At 31.6% G+C, this 19,364-nt stretch carries 12 protein-coding genes and 1 pseudogene; 7 read left to right on the top strand and 6 right to left on the bottom strand.

From position 1 onward, the window contains the following. Window positions 1–72: 72 nt before the first annotated feature. The 3 genes and pseudogenes from Q4Q40_RS12720 (at window position 73) to Q4Q40_RS12715 (ending at window position 3,184) form a co-directional block, all read left to right on the top strand. Entirely contained in the window at window positions 73–918 is an 846-nt protein-coding gene (locus Q4Q40_RS12720; RefSeq protein WP_303302223.1) for a hypothetical protein, read from the top strand. A 174-nt stretch (window positions 919–1,092) separates the two neighbouring features. Next, a pseudogene (locus tag Q4Q40_RS24210) lies at window positions 1,093–1,185 on the top strand (FAD:protein FMN transferase); the annotation flags it as partial. A gap of 289 nt (window positions 1,186–1,474) precedes the next feature. Next, the gene (locus tag Q4Q40_RS12715) at window positions 1,475–3,184 is read left to right on the top strand and encodes a tetratricopeptide repeat protein (RefSeq protein WP_303302222.1); all 1,710 of its coding nucleotides are present in this window, start codon (window positions 1,475–1,477) and stop codon (window positions 3,182–3,184) included. A 436-nt stretch (window positions 3,185–3,620) separates the two neighbouring features. On the opposite strand, the gene Q4Q40_RS12710 is transcribed toward Q4Q40_RS12715, so the two are convergent. After that, on the bottom strand, window positions 3,621–4,466 hold the full coding sequence (locus tag Q4Q40_RS12710) for a DUF4249 domain-containing protein (RefSeq protein WP_303302221.1): 846 nt from the start codon (window positions 4,464–4,466) through the stop codon (window positions 3,621–3,623). Between the two features lie 4 nt (window positions 4,467–4,470). Continuing rightward, the gene (locus tag Q4Q40_RS12705; RefSeq protein ID WP_303302220.1) at window positions 4,471–6,837 is read right to left on the bottom strand and encodes a TonB-dependent receptor; all 2,367 of its coding nucleotides are present in this window, start codon (window positions 6,835–6,837) and stop codon (window positions 4,471–4,473) included. Window positions 6,838–7,727: 890 nt separating this feature from the next. On the opposite strand from Q4Q40_RS12705, the gene Q4Q40_RS12700 reads away from it, so the two are divergent. Then, window positions 7,728–10,157 (top strand): ATP-binding response regulator, encoded by a 2,430-nt coding sequence (locus Q4Q40_RS12700; RefSeq protein WP_303302219.1) that lies wholly within the window; start codon window positions 7,728–7,730, stop codon window positions 10,155–10,157. Here Q4Q40_RS12700 and Q4Q40_RS12695 read toward each other — a convergent pair. The 4 genes from Q4Q40_RS12695 to Q4Q40_RS12680 form a co-directional block, all read right to left on the bottom strand. Beyond that, window positions 10,150–11,490 (bottom strand): sigma-54-dependent transcriptional regulator, encoded by a 1,341-nt coding sequence (locus Q4Q40_RS12695; protein ID WP_303302218.1) that lies wholly within the window; start codon window positions 11,488–11,490, stop codon window positions 10,150–10,152. The genes Q4Q40_RS12700 and Q4Q40_RS12695 overlap by 8 nt on opposite strands. Before the next feature lie 149 nt (window positions 11,491–11,639). Continuing rightward, complete coding sequence (locus Q4Q40_RS12690; protein WP_303302217.1) at window positions 11,640–11,951, bottom strand: hypothetical protein; 312 nt, start codon at window positions 11,949–11,951, stop codon at window positions 11,640–11,642. Window positions 11,952–12,397: 446 nt separating this feature from the next. Beyond that, window positions 12,398–13,798 carry a dihydrolipoyl dehydrogenase gene (gene lpdA / locus Q4Q40_RS12685; protein WP_303302215.1) on the bottom strand — a complete coding sequence of 467 codons (1,401 nt, stop codon included), beginning with the start codon at window positions 13,796–13,798 and terminating at the stop codon, window positions 12,398–12,400. Between the two features lie 274 nt (window positions 13,799–14,072). Further along, a complete protein-coding gene (locus tag Q4Q40_RS12680) occupies window positions 14,073–15,620 on the bottom strand; it encodes a S41 family peptidase (RefSeq protein WP_303302214.1) in 1,548 nt (515 codons plus the stop codon). 364 nt (window positions 15,621–15,984) lie between these two features. Between Q4Q40_RS12680 and smpB the strand changes: the two genes are divergently transcribed. From smpB to Q4Q40_RS12665, 3 genes are all read left to right on the top strand, one after another. Beyond that, complete coding sequence (gene smpB, locus Q4Q40_RS12675) at window positions 15,985–16,443, top strand: SsrA-binding protein SmpB (protein WP_303302213.1); 459 nt, start codon at window positions 15,985–15,987, stop codon at window positions 16,441–16,443. A 398-nt stretch (window positions 16,444–16,841) separates the two neighbouring features. Further along, window positions 16,842–17,366 carry a hypothetical protein gene (locus Q4Q40_RS12670; protein ID WP_303302212.1) on the top strand — a complete coding sequence of 175 codons (525 nt, stop codon included), beginning with the start codon at window positions 16,842–16,844 and terminating at the stop codon, window positions 17,364–17,366. Between the two features lie 133 nt (window positions 17,367–17,499). Further along, window positions 17,500–19,353, top strand: a complete 1,854-nt coding sequence (locus tag Q4Q40_RS12665) for a Xaa-Pro dipeptidyl-peptidase (protein ID WP_303302211.1) — start codon at window positions 17,500–17,502, stop codon at window positions 19,351–19,353. Window positions 19,354–19,364 lie beyond the last annotated feature (11 nt).

Raw genomic sequence — 19,364 nt, 5'->3', positions numbered from 1 at the left:
AAGATAATGAATTTATCAATATATTAGTCTTGTGTAATAACGCCATAAACAATTTTGACAAAACGCTACTTAATGAAAAAATTGAATTTATTCTTAATACTTCTAATTGGCTTAGTTATTTGGTCTTGCTCAACAGATGACTCTACAGATTCAAAAAAGGACAAACTTCTTTCTAAAATGAAAATTACAGTTTACAACCTAGGTGAGCCTGAAAGATTTGTTACAAGGGTTTATGAAGACAACAAACCAAAAACCGATTCTTTTTATGATATAAATAATAAATTAACCAATTATTTCAATTGGACGTATAATAATGGAAAATTATCTTCGAATAAGGGATATTTACCTGATAAAACTCTTACCTATGAATTTACCATATCATATGATGATATGGAAAGAATAACCAAAACTATAAAGACAGATAATAATAATATTACCACTACAAATTTTATTTATAATTCGGATAACACAATAACGAGTATTCGCGAATTCAATAATAATTCTTCCACTAAAACTTTTTTTACAAATAATTTAGGGCTTATTTACAAAGAAACAAGCGATAATGATTCTATAGAAGTTATTTATGATAATGATAATAATGTTACCACTATTACATCTAATTTCGGTATTGTAAATTTAACTTATGATAACATTAATCTTCCTCCAAAAAATTTTCCAGTATATGAAAATTTCATGTTTGGCGTAAATAAAAACAACTATATAATTTACGGGAATTCATTGAATATGGCAACAAATAATGAAGCTTCTATTCTTCCTAAGTTTGTACTTAAATATGAACGAGGTTCAGATACTAATATACAAGATTGGACATTAGACAATGAAAATTATCCCATTAACAAAAAATACTACACTCAAAATCAACTAGAAATTAATTATGATTTTATTTATAATCAATAATAAAAACTATTTGTACATCGGTAATCGTTACTCAAGATCCTAAAAAACAGACTTTAACTCAAAAACTTTTTTTTTAAGAGACTTTTCATAAACTAAAAAGTATAACTTAAAAAACTACTGATTAGAGTTTAGCAAATAATGTCCCTTGACATCCTTTTTTTGTCTAATAAATAGGACAAGATCTGGAAATTTGATGGTAGTATGACTGAAATGTCTTCTAAAGAAAAAATTAGTACCTCGGTTGCAGAGGTTGGCTATAACAATATTTACTAAGATCTGATATTATTATTGAACGATTTATTAACGAATCACCAGCGCACTTACTTATTGCCCCACAATGGAACGGTTTAAAGAATTTTGAAATGGGTGCTAAAATTGATAAAAAACTAATTAGAAAGAACCTTTGGCAAGGGAAACATTTTCTAATCAAGAATATGATATCTGAAATCTGAAAGTGGCACTAAAAAACAAAATTAAATAAATTCCACCTTAAATACATCTAAAAATTTTAGTAAATTGCAATACAGTAATTTACTGAAAAACAAAACATTACAGAATGAAAAGAGGTATACTAGTATTCATTACCCTAAATCTATTTTTTTCTTGTAAAAAGACCAACGAACAACCAAAAGATTTTATTAGTAAAACCACTGTATCATCCAGATACGCCTGTGTACCACAAGTTACAGATGCAGAATGGTATAAAAAAGACAACATAGCCCCTCTTTTAAAAGGTTATGATGTCGTAAGCTATCCTATTACCACTCAAAATACTTTGACACAGCGCTATTTTAATCAAGGCCTGGCATTGGCTTATGCTTTTAATCATGCAGAAGCTGCCCGTTCTTTTTATTACGCCACAAAATTAGATCCCAACTGCGCTATGGCTTTTTGGGGATACGCTTATGTATTAGGACCTAATTACAATGCGGGAATGGAAGACGATAATTACGAACGTGCCTACGAAGCGATACAAAAAGCAAAAGAACTATCTAAAAATGGTACAGAAAAGGAAAGACAGTTTATTAATGCAATGGCATTACGCTATGCTCCCAAACCTCCCGAAGACAGGTCTGCGTTAGATGCTAAATATTCTAAGGCCATGAAGACTTTATACGATCAATATCCTGAGGATACAGAAATTAGCACCTTATATGCAGAGTCTCTTATGAATTTACATCCTTGGGATTTAAATGAGAAAGATGGTACAGAAAAATCTTGGACTCCAGAAATAGTAACGCTTTTAGAAAAGCTTATAGCTCAAAACCCAAAACACCCTGGAGCACATCATTTTTATATACATGCCGTTGAAGGTTCCAAAACACCAGAACGCGCTAATATATCTGCTAAAGCTTTTGATGATGGCTTGGTTTCTGGTTCTGGACATTTATTACATATGCCCTCTCATACCTATATAAGAACAGGAGACTATCACAAAGGTACCTTATCTAATATTGCTGCTGTAAAGGCAGATAGTACGTATGTTACAACCTGTCATGCTCAAGGAGCCTACCCACTCGCCTATTACCCACATAATTATCATTTTATGGCGGCTACGGCAACTCTTGAAGGAAATAGTTATTGGGCTATGATTGGTGCTAATAAAGTATCGGAACATGTGCATCCAGAAATTATGAAACTACCAGGCTGGGGCACTTTACAACATTATTACACCATTCCATATTATGTCGCCGTTAAATTTAAACAATGGGATTCTATTTTAAACATGAAACTAGAAACCTACGATTTAAAATATCCAAAAGCGATTAGGCATTATGCAGAAGGTATGGCTTATTTAGGAAAAGGCGATTTGGATAAAGCTAAAGCTGAACTAACTGAATTAGAAACATTAGCAAAAGACGAAACATTAAGCGAAGTAACTGTTTGGGACATTAACTCGGTTTACGAATTAGTTAAAATAGCTGAAAAGGTTTTAAAAAGTGAGATTTTAGCTCATGAAGGCGATTTAAAAGCTAGTATTGCGCTTTTAAAAGAGGCTGTTATAATGGAAGATGCATTAAATTATAACGAACCACCAGATTGGTTTTTTTCTATTCGTCATCACTTAGGGCCTATTTATATACTTAACGGACAAAAGAAACTCGCTATTGAATCCTATCTTAAAGACCTTGAATATTTACCAAAAAACGGCTGGGCGTATCATGGCTTAAAAACGGCTTATGAAGCATTAGGCGATGAAGAAAACACCGAACGCTATAACGAACTTTTTAAAGCAAGTTGGAAACATGCTGATTTTGAATTGTAATGATTCACTTTGATTCTTATAAAACAAAAGAGACTGCCTAAAAAGTGTTATTCTGAATACGATGAAGTCGCTATGTCATCCAGAAAGCTATCGAAAACAAAATATATTTTGTTTGAAGATATAAGCGAAGCTTACGACTGAAGAACCTCTTAAACTTTAATGTTTGGTTTTTAGAGATTCTTCAACTCCGACAATTGTCGGAATGTTCTGAATGACACTAGTTCTGATGACAAACTTTTGAACAAAATAAGACCGCCATGTCATTCAGAAGGAGGTACGACTGAAGAATCTATAGAGATTAATAATAAAGATTCTTCGCTGTGCTCTGAATGAACTAGCCTTTTGCAAACATAGGATAACAAACGCTTTACTCTGAACAATAATAAAGTCCATCACTTTTTAAACAGCCTTTTTATTTTGTTTTAATAACAGAAAATTATTGAAACGTATAACTCGTTCTTACAACTTGTGTTAATCTAAAATATCCAAAAGCATAATTATCTGCATTTGTTGTATTAATACAATTTCCTTTTAAAGGCACTGGAGTTGTACTAAAAAGACCTGCTCCCTCGGCTTGTTCTATAAGAATTTGCATATAGTTTGAAAATGCTTCAGAAATACCATAAAATTCGATACTCACAGTATCTCCAGGCATAAAAGCTTCTATTTCATCTGTATCGTCATCTTCTTCCTTTTCAAACCACCAGGTTACTTTATTTCCATTAACAAATTCATCATCACCATCTTCTAATGTTGGTAACAGATCGCCTTCTTTTTGAAACTTAAATAAATAATAATTCTCTTCTGCTTCAGGATCTGTGAATATTATATTTACTTCTAGATCCTCATCATTAAAACCACTTTCTACAGACTGCGTAATAGCATCAATATCCACAACAGGTGTTAAAGTCTCATTTGCGCTATAAGTTTCTCCGTCATGAATAACCTCTAAAGTATAAGATTCGCCAACCACAGGAATAAAATTGTTTGTTGTGTACGCACCATCACCTTGATGGGTGAAAACAAATTCTGTTCCATCGTTATCATTAACAACTCTAACAGAGGCATTTGTAACACCTGTATTGGTTGTAGTATCGAAATACGGTGTCGATTTACTTAATTTTATAGTTTGATTACTTCCTGTTGTTCCTTTTTCCCAATCAAGAGAAGCTTCAATAACTAATCTGCTAACGCCATTTTGCACATCTACATCTATAACATCTTCACATGATGCTAACGATATTGTTAAAAGAAGTAATATTAATTTAAAATATATTTTCATTTTATTAAAATTTAAAGTTGTAAGTTACCGATGGTACCATTGTAAAAATGGCAGTTCTTGTTGCTTCATTAATACCTAAGTCCTCATTTTGAGTAAAAGAAATTGAAGCCGCATTTTTACGATTATATGCATTATAAATACCAAAAACCCATTCGCCTTCCCATCCTTTATTAGGCCTTCTATTAGGTTTATACGTTGCAGAAAGATCTAACCTATGGTAAGCGGGTAGTCTATCAGAGTTTCTTTCAGAAAAACTAGCTATAGATTGTCCTTCATATTCATATTGACCATTAGGATATGTTACAGGTCTTCCCGTTTGAAAAACCATATTACCTCCAAAGGTCCATTTATCATTTAACTTATAGGCTCCTGTGATCGAAATATCATGTGTTCTATCAAAAGCAGAATTATACCAATCGCCATTATTAATTCCAGGGCCTCCTGCGGTACCTCCCAAGGTTCTTTGCTCTGCTTTAGATAAGGTGTACGATACCCATCCTGTAAATCTTCCTTCGTTTTTACGTACTAAAAATTCCAGTCCATAAGCTCTGGCCTCTCCGTTTAAAACCTCTGTTTCAATATTATTTTGACCTATTAAATTAGATCCATCAATATAGTCTATTCTATTATCTGTTGTTTTATAATAACCTTCAACTTCCAAAGAGTATTTTTTATTATTAAAATTTCTAAAATATCCTAATGCATACTGATCAGATAATTGTGGCTTAATATACTTCCCACTAGCAGTCCATACATCTAATGGCGTTACCGAGGTTGTATTTGATAATAAGTGAATATATTGAGCAGATCTTGAATATCCTGCTTTTACAGAAGATGACTCGTTTAATTGATACGCTAAGGATGCTCTTGGCTCTAAATTACCAAAACTTTTAATAGTTTCTCCTTCTTTATAAGCGGTCTCTCCTATTTCTGTGCCACGCTCGTAGATACCCAAAGTACTATTATATACAACAGGCTGACCGTTGGCATAATCTATCATTGATTGACCTCCCAAACGGCTAAAACTACTATGCCTTAAGCCGTATTGAGCTGTTAACTTATCTGTGATCTTATGCTCTGCATTAACATATAAACCTCCTTCAAATGCTTTTTTTCTATCTAATGCTAAAAAATTTATTGGAGACGTATCGGAAGTAGGACGTACTTGACCAGGATCAAAATCATAATAAATACCACTAATCCCAAAATCTAATTTAAACTTATCACTGGCATAATATTTAAGATCGTATTTTACATTATAATTCTTGATTGAAGAAATCCAATCAAATTCATCATCTGTAATCTCCAGATCGTAGTCATATTTACTATAGATTAAAGATAAGTTTGAGAATAAACGATCATTAAATATATGGTTCCATCTTAAATTCCCTGAAGCATTACCATAGCTACTGCTAAAACTTTTGCCAAATTTAAAGCTATCTCTACCAAAATACCCAGAAAGGTATAGTTTATTCTTGTCGTTCAATTTATAATTGGTTTTCAGGTTTAAATCGTAAAAACCAAGTCTATTGTCCTCATTTGCTGCTGCCAGAAACAAATTAACATAAGAACTTCTACCAGCTATTAAAAAGGAGCCTTTATCTTTAAACATAGGCCCTTCAACAGCAAGTCTACTAGAAATTAAACCAATGCCTCCTGTAAAAGCAAGCTGCTTGCTATTTCCATCTTTTTGACGCACATCTAATACAGAAGATGTTCTTCCACCAAAACGTGCAGGGATTCCCCCTTTATACAATTTAATATCCTTAATGGCATCGGCATTAAATACAGAAAAGAAGCCTAACATATGTGACGTGTTATATATAATAGCCTCATCTAACAACACTAAATTTTGGTCAACAGCACCACCCCTTACATGAAAACCACCTGTACCTTCACCGTTTTTTGTAACTCCTGGAAGCATTTGTAACGATTTTATAATATCAACCTCTCCTAAAACCACTGGCATTTGTTTAACCGTTTTAATATTTAGCTTAGAAACACTCATTTCTGGTTTCTTAAGACTTACACGTTCAGTTTCCTCTGCAACAACAACGACAGCGTCTAATTGGGTTGACTCCTCATTAATTTCAAAATTTACTTTTTGATTTTGATCTAGAGTTATTTCTTGTCCCATACTTTCAAACCCTATATAAGAAACGGTCAAAGTGTATGTTCCTTTTGGTGCTGTAATAGAAAAGAACCCATACTCGTTAGTAATCGAGCCAATACGCGTTCCTTTTAAAAATACTGAAGCTCCAAAAGCCGTTTCTCCGTTACTTGCCTCTTTAACTATACCGCTAACAGTATAATTATCCTGTGCCGACAAAATAGCAGTGAATAACATAAATAGTAATACTAAGTTTTTCATTTTTTTTTGATTAATGATTGTTTTAAAATTTTAATTTGATTGATGAATAAAAAATTCTTAAAACTGACTATCTATCTCCGAGGCAAGCCATAGGAGTATTTCGCCAGTTACATTTTGCCCTTAGAGGTTAAAACCAAATTTTATATTTTACCTCACCTTGAACTGCCTTTTTTTTGCAGTTCCGACCTCTTCTTTGGAGAGGTGGGTTTTTAGATTAAATGATTTTTAATTCGTTTTTAAACGTATTCTTTTTGCTTTTAACATTTAACATCTCTTTTTTAACACTGTTCTTCTATTTCAGCCAAACCTTAAAAGGGGATTTAGTTAATTGATTTTTGCAATTATGTTTCATTATTCTATTCATTACTTGTTCGTTTTTTTGATTTTTTGATTGTTACATTTTTAATTATTTTCTCATAACTTTATTATTGACAGATCAAAAACTAAAAGGTTGCATAAATAGTTTCTTTTTTTTTAGGTTATCTTTTTTTTATAAAAAATTTATGATTTAAACATGTCTGGAATTTTGTATCCCTATAAGCTCTTTCTTAGTTATATCAGTTGGAATAACAAATTAGATACCCAGGAATGGTTGATGGGAAATTAAATGGAATGATCGCTTTTGTCTAAGGAAGGTGTTTTTAAACCCGTTACTTAGAAAGGCACGCCTGATTTTTGATGCTTAAACGCAGGTGCCCAAACATCGTGTTTCTTAAAAAAATTGTGAAAGAATCTGGTACGTCATCTTTTAATCGTAAAACCTTTAATAAGCACAAAGAATCAAGAACATACTTAATTCTATAATTTCTGATACCATTAACGATTTAAAGCAACAAAACTACAAACAAAACCGTTTTTTAATAAATCTATGCCTTAAGATTCCCCTTTTCATGAAAAACTCATACAAGAATAGAATTACTTTTAAAGTTTTAATAGGATATTGCATACTTGGGGTTTTAGCCACTATTTCTGGGTTTCTAGTTCTTTCTGAAATCAAAACATTTACCCAATTACAAAAACAAGATATTTCAGACCGAAATAAAATTGTTAAAACAGGAAGTTTAATAGCAGATATTTATAAAAATGAAAGTTTAGCAAGAGCTGCATTACAACTAAATTCCAGCACAAAGTTTAATGAGTATCTTGATGAAAACGAAAAATTGTTATTAAAAATAGATTCCTTAAACTTTATGGTTTATGATACTACACAGGAATCCATTCTAGACAGTATAAAATTGATTATCGATAATAAACTAAATAATATTACTGATTTAAAAAATTTAATACACAATGATAATTCAGAAGAATCAATAAATGATGCCATCAATAAATTAAGTTCCATCGATTCCCTTTTAGGAAAAGTCACTTTAGGTGACCTTGTTAAAAACCCCAATACTTTAAATAATAAAACACGTAAACAATTTGAGGAATATGTTATGATACTTAACAAGTATAACCCTCAAGATTCCATTAATAATATTGAGCAAAAACAAATAGATTCTTTATTATCTATTTCTAGAAATATGTTAAAGGAGGCTCAAAAAGAGTCCAACAACAAACGTAGATCTCTACAAAAAAAAGAACGAGAGCTCATTGAAAATGATTTTACTATTTCAAGAAAGCTACAAGAGCTTCTAAATAATTTAGAAACAGACGTCATTCTTTATGCCAGTAGCATGAATAAACAACGAGAAAAAACTCTAAATCACAGTAAAAATATTATTCTCTTTGCGGCAGGAATCAGTTTTATTATTATTATAATATTTTCAGTTATTATTTTAAATGCTTTTTGGAAAGCACAGCGATACCGAAAACAATTAGAGCAAGCTAATGAAGTCACATCATCGCTTTTAAAAAGTAGAGAACAGTTAATTTCTATGGTAAGTCATGATTTAAGAACGCCATTAAGTACTATTTCTGGTTTTAGTGAATTACTTCAAAAATCTACTTTTAACATAAAAAATAATAATTACATAGACCATATCAGAAGTGCCTCAAACTATATGTATCAATTGGTAGATGATCTTTTAGAGTTTTCAAAACTTGAAAATGGTAATATATCTATTGAATCGGTTCCTTTCAATCTAGAAAAACATTTAGATGAAATTATCCAAAACACTAAAAATATTGTTCAAGATAAACCCATAAATTTTGTCGTTAAGCATGATAAGGCTCTCAATAAACTTATCATTAGTGATCCTTTTCGAATCAAACAAATTCTATATAATTTGGTTATAAATGCTTATAAATTCACTGAAAAAGGGATTATTACCATAGAAAGTTCTTTAAAACAAGATTCTAACATAAATATGTTGAAAATTTCTGTTAACGATACTGGTATTGGTATTAAAAAAGATCAAAAAGAACTTATTTTTAAAGCATTCACCCAAGCAGATAACAACGAAGAAAATAAGCAAAAAGGGTTTGGGTTAGGGCTAACCATTTCAAAAAAGCTTGCAGAATTGTTAGGTGGCAAACTAACATTAGAAAGCAAAGTAAATAAGGGAAGTACATTTACTTTAAAAATACCAATAACGCTTTTAAATAAACCCCTTAACGAACCAATAGAGCAAAAAAAGGAGGTGGCTTTTAATTTAATTGCCATAATTGTTGAAGATGATGCTTCTATACGGGAACTTTTAAAAAATCTTTTAAAACAATACAATGTTAAAACCCATCTTTTTGATAATGCCCAAACCGCTCTTAAAACGATTTATGATATAGATTACGATTTTGTTTTAACCGATATTCAGCTTCCAAAAATGAATGGCATACATTTTATGGAAACACTAAAAAATCACAAATCATACAATAAGCAACCTATTATTGCCATGACAGGGCGTGCAAGTATGTCTAGAGAAGATTATATCAATAGTGGTTTTTCAGAAGTACTCATAAAGCCATTAAATTCTAAAAAAATTCAGAGTATTTTACAGGATTTTTTTAGTACTAGACCTTTGACCGCAAATGGCTATACTTCAGATCATCAAAATACTGAAAGAGAAGGTTTCAATATGATATCTTTAGGGTCTTTTTTAAATCATGATGTTACTGCAATAAAAAGCACATTGCTCACTTTTTTAGAGGATACCAAAAAGAATTACACCCTATTAAAAGATGCTAAAAAAAATAACAATACTGGTTTGCTTAATAGTATTAGCCATAAAATGCTTAGTATGTTTAAACTATTAGGGGTTAATGAGATTATTCCTTTTCTAGAAGTATTTGAAACCACAAAAAAAATTGATAACCAGGTTTTTATAAATTTTGAAGAAGGCCTTAATCGCTTTATTTCTTCATTGGAGGCTTACCTTAAGTAAGTTTATACTCCTTCATTTTGTTATAGAGTGTTTTTCTTGTAATGCTTAACAACTTTGCTGCTTGAGTTTTGTTATTATCAACCTCTTTTAAAGCATTAATAATAAGCTCTTTTTCATTTTCTTTAGTTGAAAATTTATTTGATAAAACTTTATTTTCATTAGTTTGCTTTAATTCGCCAGGTAAAACATTTTCATCAATAATTTCCGACTGCGTTAATAAAGTAGCTCTTTTAATAATGTTAGACAACTCTCTTAAATTCCCAGGCCATTGATAATTCTGAAAAATGGTTAACACGCTTTTTGAAAACCCTAAAACTGATTTATTTAGCTGCTTATTAGCCTGATCTAAAAAGAAATCGGCATAAAGAATTAAATCGTCATTTCTGTCTTTTAAGTTGGGAACTTTTATAGAAAACTCATTTAAACGATGGTATAAATCTTCACGAAAATCACCTTTTTCTACGGCACGAATTAAATCTTCATTCGTAGCAGTAATTAAACGAATATCAACGTTAATTTCTTCACTACTTCCAACAGGTTTCACTTTTCTTTCTTGTAAAGCTCGTAATAATTGAACTTGATTTTCGTATGTTAAATTGCCTACTTCATCTAAAAAAAGTGTGCCACTGTTAGCCGATTCAAAATGTCCGATTTTATCATTTTCAGCACCAGTAAAAGCTCCTTTTTTATGTCCAAAAAACTCACTGGATGCTATTTCTTTTGGTATAGCACCACAATCAACAGCAATAAAAGGCTTATCACTACGCAAACTTTCTAGGTGAATGGCTTTTGCAACCACCTCTTTTCCTGTTCCGCTTTCTCCATTTATAAGTACCGACATATCTGTTGGTGCTACTAAATGAATATATTCGTTTAATGTTCTTGATGCGGTACTTATACCTTTAACAATGTTTAAAGTTGATTTACCTGCATCTTTTTTATTTTTTTCTTGAGGAATTAATCGACTGGTGGCTTTTTCTTCTAAAGCATTACCTATAACTTCTAAAACTTCATCTGGGTTAAAGGGTTTAGAGATATAATCAAAAGCACCTTGTTTCATGGCTTGTACAGCTGTAGAGACTTCGGCGTAACTAGTCATTAAAACCACAGGAATGGGACTTTTACTATGTTTTATTTGTTTTAATAAGGAAATTCCATCGCCATCGGGAAGACGTAAATCAGTAAAAAGCAAATCGTAGTTTTGTTTTTTTAACTGAATAGCAGCTTTCTGAATATTATAACAAACATCAACTGCATATTGGTGCCGTTTAAGGAATTGCTTAAGCATTTCCGAAAACGCTACATCATCTTCAACTAATAGGATATATTCCATAAAATTTTCTCGTTCTTATAATATTAATTATGATACGTTGATTGTTATATTTAAAGAAACGTAAAAAAGGACGTTTTAATTTAAAACGTCCTTTTTTATTTAATAAAATTTAGTTTGAAGATTTTTTACTTCCCTAAATAACTTGATTTTTATCCTTTAATACTATCTTCTTCAAGCCAGTTTCCATCTTTATCTATATAGAAGGTACTTTCGCTCTTTTCGACAGTAATTAAAAGTTTATATTGCTCGCTGCTATTTACATAAGCTTTACTTATGGTAGCAGTTGCAAAATCTTTCTTAACAGCTTTAATAACTGCTTCTGGCAATTTGTCTAAAGAAATTTCTTTAAACTCTTCATTCATTGTAATAGTAATTTCTGCATTAGGCGTCATGTTGTTACACAATGCGAAAGTTGACATGCCACAAGTTAAAATTGCTACGGATAAAATTAATTTTTTCATGATTTTAAATTTTAAATATTAATAATTGTCTAATGCTTAAGTATAAAGAAACAAATATGCCATAAATGATTATTTAACAGGTAAACGAATTAAAACACTAATTTTCAATACATTAATAAATTAGTGCTTTTATTTATTAAAACATGTTTTGTGTAAAATGTGTGTAATTAGGCATTGTGTTGAGTAAATTTTACTCAACACAATGCCTTTGAACAAAAGTGGATTTCCAAGGTTTTAATATAGTTCTCTAAAGCCTGAGAGCTCATATTACCCTGAGTTCGACGTAAGGAAAATGAGGTTGTTTTTGTAAAATCTGTTTATAAAATATTAATAAAGTGAATTTCAGATATCTGAAACATATTCAAATCTATTTAGTAAAAAAAAAAGCAACCTTAAAAAGATTGCTTTAATATCATTAAGATTCCTGACTTCTCAGGAAAATAACTTTAAATATGTAATGCCCGATCATCTGTAGCCGCTAAAGCAGCTTCTTTGATCGCTTCAGTAAATGTTGGATGCGCATGAGACATACGTGATACATCTTCAGCAGAAGCTCTATATTCCATAGCAACAACAGCTTCAGCAATCATATCTGCAGCACGAGCGCCCACCATATGTACCCCTAAGATCTCATCGGTAGTTTTATCTGCAAGAACTTTTACAAATCCATCTAAATCCATACTAGCTCTACTTCTACCCAGAGCACGCATTGGAAATTGACCTGATTTATACGCTACTCCTGCCTCTTTAAGTTGTTCTTCCGTTTTTCCAACCGTAGCAACTTCTGGCCATGTATAAACAACCCCTGGAATCAGGTTATAATCAATATGTGGTTTTTGTCCAGCAATAGTTTCGGCAACAAACGTACCTTCTTCTTCTGCTTTATGCGCTAACATCGCTCCCTTAATCACATCACCAATAGCATAAATATTAGAAGCAGATGTTTGTAAATGATCATTTACTTCAACCTGTCCTCTATCATTTAATGTTACACCAGCAGCTTCAGCGTTTAAACCATCTGTGTAAGGACGACGTCCTACAGATACCAAACAATAATCTCCTTTAAATTCTACTTCTACTCCTTTTTTATTATCTGCTTTAACGATAACTTCATCTCCAACACGCTCAACAGATTTCACTTTATGAGATGCATTGATTTTGAATTTCTGCTTCTTTAAAACTTTATTAAGTTCTTTAGATAAACCTGCATCCATAGTTGGAATGATACGATCCATAAACTCAACAACAGAAACATCTGCTCCTAATCTTTTATAAACCTGTCCTAACTCTAAACCAATAACACCACCACCAATTACAATTAAGTGCTTTGGTATTTCTTTAAGCTTTAAAGCTTCTGTAGATGTTATAATTCGCTCTTTATCAATATTTATAAATGGTAAACTTGAAGGTTTACTTCCAGTAGCAATAATGGTATTCTTTGCTTCAATTTCTATAGTTTCTTCTCCAGAAATCGTAATATGAGTTGCATCTTTAAAACTTCCTAAGCCTTGGTAAACATCAATATTGTTTTTCTTCATTAAGAAATCAATCCCTCCTGTTGTTTGATCTACAACAGCTTGTTTACGAGCGATCATTTTTTCTAAATTCACCTTAACCTCTCCTGGTATCTCTATACCATGCTCTTCAAAATGCTTTATAGCATCCTCATAATGATGAGAAGAATCTAAAAGTGCTTTACTTGGTATACAACCAACATTTAAACAAGTACCACCTAATGTAGAATATTTTTCTATAATGGCAGTTTTCATTCCTAATTGTGCACAACGTATTGCTGCTACATATCCTCCAGGCCCTGAACCGATTACGGCTACATCGTATGAATTCATAAAATATATTTGGTATTTTTATTTCTAAATCGAATCACAAAAATACGAATGTTTTGTGGGAAGGCAATAAAAAACATAAGCTTAATATAGAGGAAATTGAGTTTCTTTTAACCTCAAAGAAAGTATATATAAAGTATCTATTCTTTAGTCTCCAGAGCAGCATTGCATCTTATGTTTGCATAATGCAATAATGTTAAGACCATCAGATCCTTTTTCATAAAGTAAACTTGAATAAAAGCTTAACATGTATTATGATACATAATAAACAAATATGCTATCTCTTATTTTTAATATCTTGTATCACCCAGTCTAATTCTGTGTCTTTTTTTAGCTTCCTATCGCTAACTGTAGGCAAAATTTCAACATCTGGCTTAATACCATAACCATCTGGTTCTTGTTTTTGAGGGGCTTCTATTTGCATCATACCCATTCTTATTTTTAACTTGGTATTTGGTAATTCGTATATTTTATAAATACCAGCTACAGTACCATTATAAGCACCTCCCGTTTCTTCTCCAACAAAAGTAGCTCTTTTTGTAGCTTTTAAATGTGTAGATATTAAAGAAGAAGCCGAAAAAGAACTCCCATTAATAAGCACATAGATCTCACCTGTAAAATGTAATGGTTTAGGCGCTTTAACTTTCGTTTGTCTAAATCTGTAATACAATTTGCCATCTCGTTTTCTTGTTCTTATTAAATTCTGAACAACAATTATTGGAGACACAATCCCAGATAACACTTTAATACTATTTGATGTTGTATTACTCATTAAAAATTTTAAGAAAGGCACACGACTATTTACTTCGCTATCTTCAATAAATTTATAGTCAACCTGAGTTAAATACGAATACAAATAATCTATTTCTGCTATTCTTCCTCCCCCGTTATCTCTTAGATCTAAAACTAAATATTTGGTTTTTGCAGAATCTAATTTGGCAAAACTTTCCTTATAGAATCTTTTATAATTACCATTAGTAAAACTTCTTAATTTCATATAAGCCACGTCCTTATCTGTTTCCATAAAACGAAAATTACGTGTGTATTCTTTATATTTTTTTATATAACCATGCTTTCTTCTAAACTTTCGTTCTTTTTTAAAAGCCAAACGATTCGCTTTTTTCTCTGCCGAAGTTAATTTTATACGTTTTTTAGTTTTAGTAGAATCTTTCTTTTTAGGCTTTTCTTTCTTTTGTAATCTTCTAAAGGTTTTGATAAATAATGAATCCTTGTTTTTAAACGTAACCCTTAAACTATCTACAGTCCCCTTATCTTTATAATAAAAGTTGGAAAAATGACGTCCCATATACCTGTTATGCAACGTGGTATTATAACCATCTGAAGCAAAACGTGTTTTATACACATTTACCAAATCGGAAATTAAATCATCCTCAATTTTAACGACTTCGCTTCCTACAATCGTAGAATCTTTACCTCTAGTACTTTTAACCCAAAGCTTATTTTCTAAATACTCAAAATCTAAAGCGTAAAATTCAAACTTATTTTTAAGTAATTTTTTTCGTTCTTTCTTAGTATGCCATTTATTTGCAGAACCTAACGAAACATGCCCTTGTTTTACTTGAGCAACTACAGGTGCTAATCTTTTATAGAATTCTCGTGAATCAATAGGCGTAGTAATCGCCTTTTTTAAACTATCAAACTTAAAATCTAAAACTTTTTTTGAGGTATATTGATATAATTTGGGATGGTGTCTTTTTAATTGATTGTATACTTTATCGATATCTTTATGTAAATCGACTACATCATGCAATTTGGTTATTTGTTCATTGTGATTTTTAATACTTCTACAAGATATTAAAATCAATAAAACTAAAATTAATAAAAACGCTTTCCTCATATACAAATCGAATTCTACCTGCTAAAGTAATTGTATTTACTTAAATTTAAGACACGAATTACACAAATTTACACGAATAGAATCTTAATGTAGTTGAGCATTTCTATACCCAACATAAATACGAATCAGACTTTCTTAACCTCTATTAAATCTATACAGGGGAAACCTGTCATGCCTTTGGTCTGGTATACTGTTAAGTAGTAAAATGCGTGAAATTCATGTCTACTTTTTAAGTACGCCTATTAATAATTAGTTTCAAGAAATTCTTTATTTACTTTTTCAATGACACCACACATTAATAACTTCATAAAATTATGTAGTTTTGTGCTCGATGCAAAAAAACATTAACATACAAAACAAAAAAGCACGCTTTCTATACGAAATATTAGATAAGTATACGGCAGGAATTGTGCTAACTGGAACAGAAATTAAATCAATACGTAGTAGTAGAGCATCTATTGCCGAAAGCTTTTGTGAGTTTAATGAGCAAGGAGAGCTTTTTGTAATTAATATGACTATTGAAGAATATGCCTTTGGTAATTATTACAACCACCGCCCTAAAGCAGAAAGAAAGCTTTTATTAAACAAAAAAGAGCTTAAAAAACTACTAAAAGAAGTTCAAAATACAGGGCTTACCATTATTCCTTTACGATTATTTATAAATGATAAAGGCTATGCTAAAATGGACATTGCTTTAGCAAAAGGTAAAAAACTGTTTGACAAACGAGAAACTATTAAGGATCGTGATAATAAACGTGATCTTGACAGGATTAAGAAAAACTTTAGATAATTATCAATCTTACTAAAACGAGTTCAGTACCAACACAAGAACAACAAACCTAGAAGACTCTTTTGTGTTTGTAGCCTCTCTAAACCTGAATTCAACGTAAGAAAAATGAGGTTGTTTTTGTAAAATATTGTTTATAAGACATTTATCTTAATAAAGTGAATTATAGATACCTGAAAACATATTCAAGTCTATTAATTTCAAGCTAAAAACTAATAAACATACCAGCTTCTTCCTTAAATTATTATAAGTTGAATCTAGTATATTTATTGACTTTTATCTATGATCCTTACATCGACACTCAGGTTCTAAAATATTTTTAAATTTAAGAAAGCCTTAACGTTTCAAAACCAACAAAATCTTTACTTTGTTAATCTAATTAAGATCTATTATATTTTAAGATGAAAAAAATTATAACAGTTATAGCATTATGTATTCTAGCAATTTCTGCTCAGTCGCAAGAAAAAGCAAAAGACTATTCAGAAAAAGTAAAAACATTAGATAGCACTATTGAAACTTTATACGCTGTTATTTCGGGAGAAAGAGGTGTTGAGAGAGATTGGACATTATTTAAATTTCTGTTTAAACCAGGTGCAAAATTAATTCCATCTGGAAAAGATGAAGAAGGAGAACATAAAGTGAGTTATATGGCTCCTGCCGATTATGTAAAAAGTTCTGGAAAATGGTTAGTAGACCATGGTTTTTTTGAAAAAGAGATACATAGAAAAGTAGATACTTTTGGTGATATTACTCAAGTATTCAGTACATACGAAGCTTTTTATAGCAAATCTGACACCAAACCATTTATGAGAGGCATCAATAGTATTCAACTTTTAAATGATGGTAAACGTTGGTGGATCATTAATATTTATTGGACTCAAGAAACCAAAAAAAAACCTATTCCTGGAGAATATCTTCCTAAATAATAAGATCTCTTCTATTTTGAAATGACTGTAAAAGTAATAGTCATTAGTTACGGTTTCTTTTTATGAAGAAGAAAGAAAAAAGAAGCACTTTATTACGGCCATTTTAATGTAGAAATGGTATAAAATCAAAAAAATGAACAACTCTGTTAGATTAAAATCTGTAGTATTAACAAGCATCTTATTTATTACAGGTGTCTTTTCTTGTTTAGGACAAGAAGCAACAACAAAAGCAACACCTATTTTTAAAGATGGTGAAGCACAAATAGTAGAAGCTTTCAAAACTCCCGATACATGGATTAGACATGACCTGTGGGTAGAAACTACTTTTGATACAGATGGCGATGGTAAATTAGACCGTATGCACGTGGCAGTTACCAGACCTCATCAAACAGAAAGCGAGGGGTTAAAACTTCCTGTTATTTATGTTTCCAGTCCTTATTTTGCTGGTGTTGCACCAAATGTTGATGGCCTTTTTTGGGATGTTAATCACGAACTTGGTGATGCAGCAAAAGAACGTGTTCATCCAGAAGTAACACGTATAGGCAAACGCCCTGTTATATCTAATTCTCATATAAATAAATGGGTTCCCAGAGGTTATATTGTTGTACATTCTTCCTCTCCTGGTACTGGATTATCACAGGGATCTCCAACCGTTGGAGGTATTAACGAATCTTTAGCACCAAAAGCAGTCATAGATTGGTTATGTGGTCGTGTAAAAGGTTATAAAACCATAGACGGTAATGAAACCGTTACGGCCTATTGGTCTACTGGAAAAGTAGGTATGACTGGAACCTCTTATAACGGAACTTTACCAGTAGCAGCTGCAACAACAGGCGTTGAAGGACTTGAAGCGATTATCCCTATTGCACCTGTAACTTCTTTTTATAAATATTACAGGTCTAACGGATTAGTGCGTTCTCCAGGTGGTTACTTGGGTGAAGATATTGATGTTTTATATGACTTTATTCATAGTGGTGATGAATCAAAAAGAGCACATAATAATGCCAAAGTAAGAGATACTGAAATGAAAAACGGTATAGATAGAATTACTGGTGATTATAACGATTTTTGGGCGGGTCGTGATTATATGCATGATATGAAATTTATGAAAGCAGCCTTACTCATGTCTCATGGTTTTAATGATTGGAATGTGATGCCAGAACACAGTTATAGAATTTACAAAAAAGCTAAAGAAATAGGGATACCTACTCAAATATTTTATCATCAAAACGGACATGGTGGTCCACCTCCTATTAAAATGATGAACCGTTGGTTTACACGCTATTTGCATGGTGTTGAAAATGGTGTTGAAAACGATGCCAAAGCATGGATAGTTCGTGAGGATGATAAAAAAGACACCCCCACAGCTTATAAAGATTATCCTAATCCAGAAGCCTCTAATGTAACACTACACTTAACATCGGGAGCTCCTAATGCGGGTAAACTAAGTACTTCTAAAGTAAAAAAACAAGGCAAAGAAACTTTAGTGGACGATTATTCTTTTTCGGGAAAAGACTTAGCAAAAGCAGAAAATTCCAAACATCGCTTACTTTATGTAACTCCTAAATTAACAAACGATATCCATATTTCTGGAATACCTAAAGTAACTGTAAAATTAGCAAGTAGTAAATCTGCTGCTAACTTATCTGTTTGGCTGGTATCACTCCCTTGGAATGAACAAAAAGGCGCAAAAACTACAGATAATATTATAACGCGTGGTTGGGCCGATCCACAAAATCATAAATCATTAACAAAAAGCAATCCTTTAAAACCTGGGAAATTTTACGAGGTATCTTTTAACCTCATGCCCGATGACCAAATTATTAAAGCTGGACAACAAATAGGTTTTATGATTTTTTCTAGCGATAAAGAATTTACATTACACCCAAAAGCAGGAACCGAATTAACTGTTGATTTGGATGGAACCAGTTTGACGTTACCTGTGGTTGGTGGCACCAGCACCTTAAATAAGGCCTTGGACAACTAAAGTTATCTATA

Origin of the sequence: Flavivirga jejuensis, assembly GCF_030540765.1 — a bacterium.
Lineage (GTDB): Bacteria > Bacteroidota > Bacteroidia > Flavobacteriales > Flavobacteriaceae > Flavivirga > Flavivirga jejuensis.
The sequence above is the reverse complement of the archived record's forward strand: the minus strand, read 5'-3'. Positions and strand labels throughout refer to the sequence as shown.

Excerpts from the sequence above, each read along its gene's own strand:
- Q4Q40_RS12720 (WP_303302223.1), top strand. The coding sequence starts at position 73 with ATGAAAAAATTGAATTTATTCTTAATACTTCTAATTGGCTTAGTTATT.
- Q4Q40_RS12715 (WP_303302222.1), top strand. The coding sequence starts at position 1,475 with ATGAAAAGAGGTATACTAGTATTCATTACCCTAAATCTATTTTTTTCT.
- Q4Q40_RS12710 (WP_303302221.1), bottom strand. The coding sequence starts at position 4,466 with ATGAAAATATATTTTAAATTAATATTACTTCTTTTAACAATATCGTTA.
- Q4Q40_RS12705 (WP_303302220.1), bottom strand. The coding sequence starts at position 6,837 with ATGAAAAACTTAGTATTACTATTTATGTTATTCACTGCTATTTTGTCG.
- Q4Q40_RS12700 (WP_303302219.1), top strand. The coding sequence starts at position 7,728 with ATGAAAAACTCATACAAGAATAGAATTACTTTTAAAGTTTTAATAGGA.
- Q4Q40_RS12695 (WP_303302218.1), bottom strand. The coding sequence starts at position 11,490 with ATGGAATATATCCTATTAGTTGAAGATGATGTAGCGTTTTCGGAAATG.
- Q4Q40_RS12690 (WP_303302217.1), bottom strand. The coding sequence starts at position 11,951 with ATGAAAAAATTAATTTTATCCGTAGCAATTTTAACTTGTGGCATGTCA.
- lpdA (WP_303302215.1), bottom strand. The coding sequence starts at position 13,798 with ATGAATTCATACGATGTAGCCGTAATCGGTTCAGGGCCTGGAGGATAT.
- smpB (WP_303302213.1), top strand. The coding sequence starts at position 15,985 with ATGCAAAAAAACATTAACATACAAAACAAAAAAGCACGCTTTCTATAC.
- Q4Q40_RS12670 (WP_303302212.1), top strand. The coding sequence starts at position 16,842 with ATGAAAAAAATTATAACAGTTATAGCATTATGTATTCTAGCAATTTCT.
- Q4Q40_RS12665 (WP_303302211.1), top strand. The coding sequence starts at position 17,500 with ATGAACAACTCTGTTAGATTAAAATCTGTAGTATTAACAAGCATCTTA.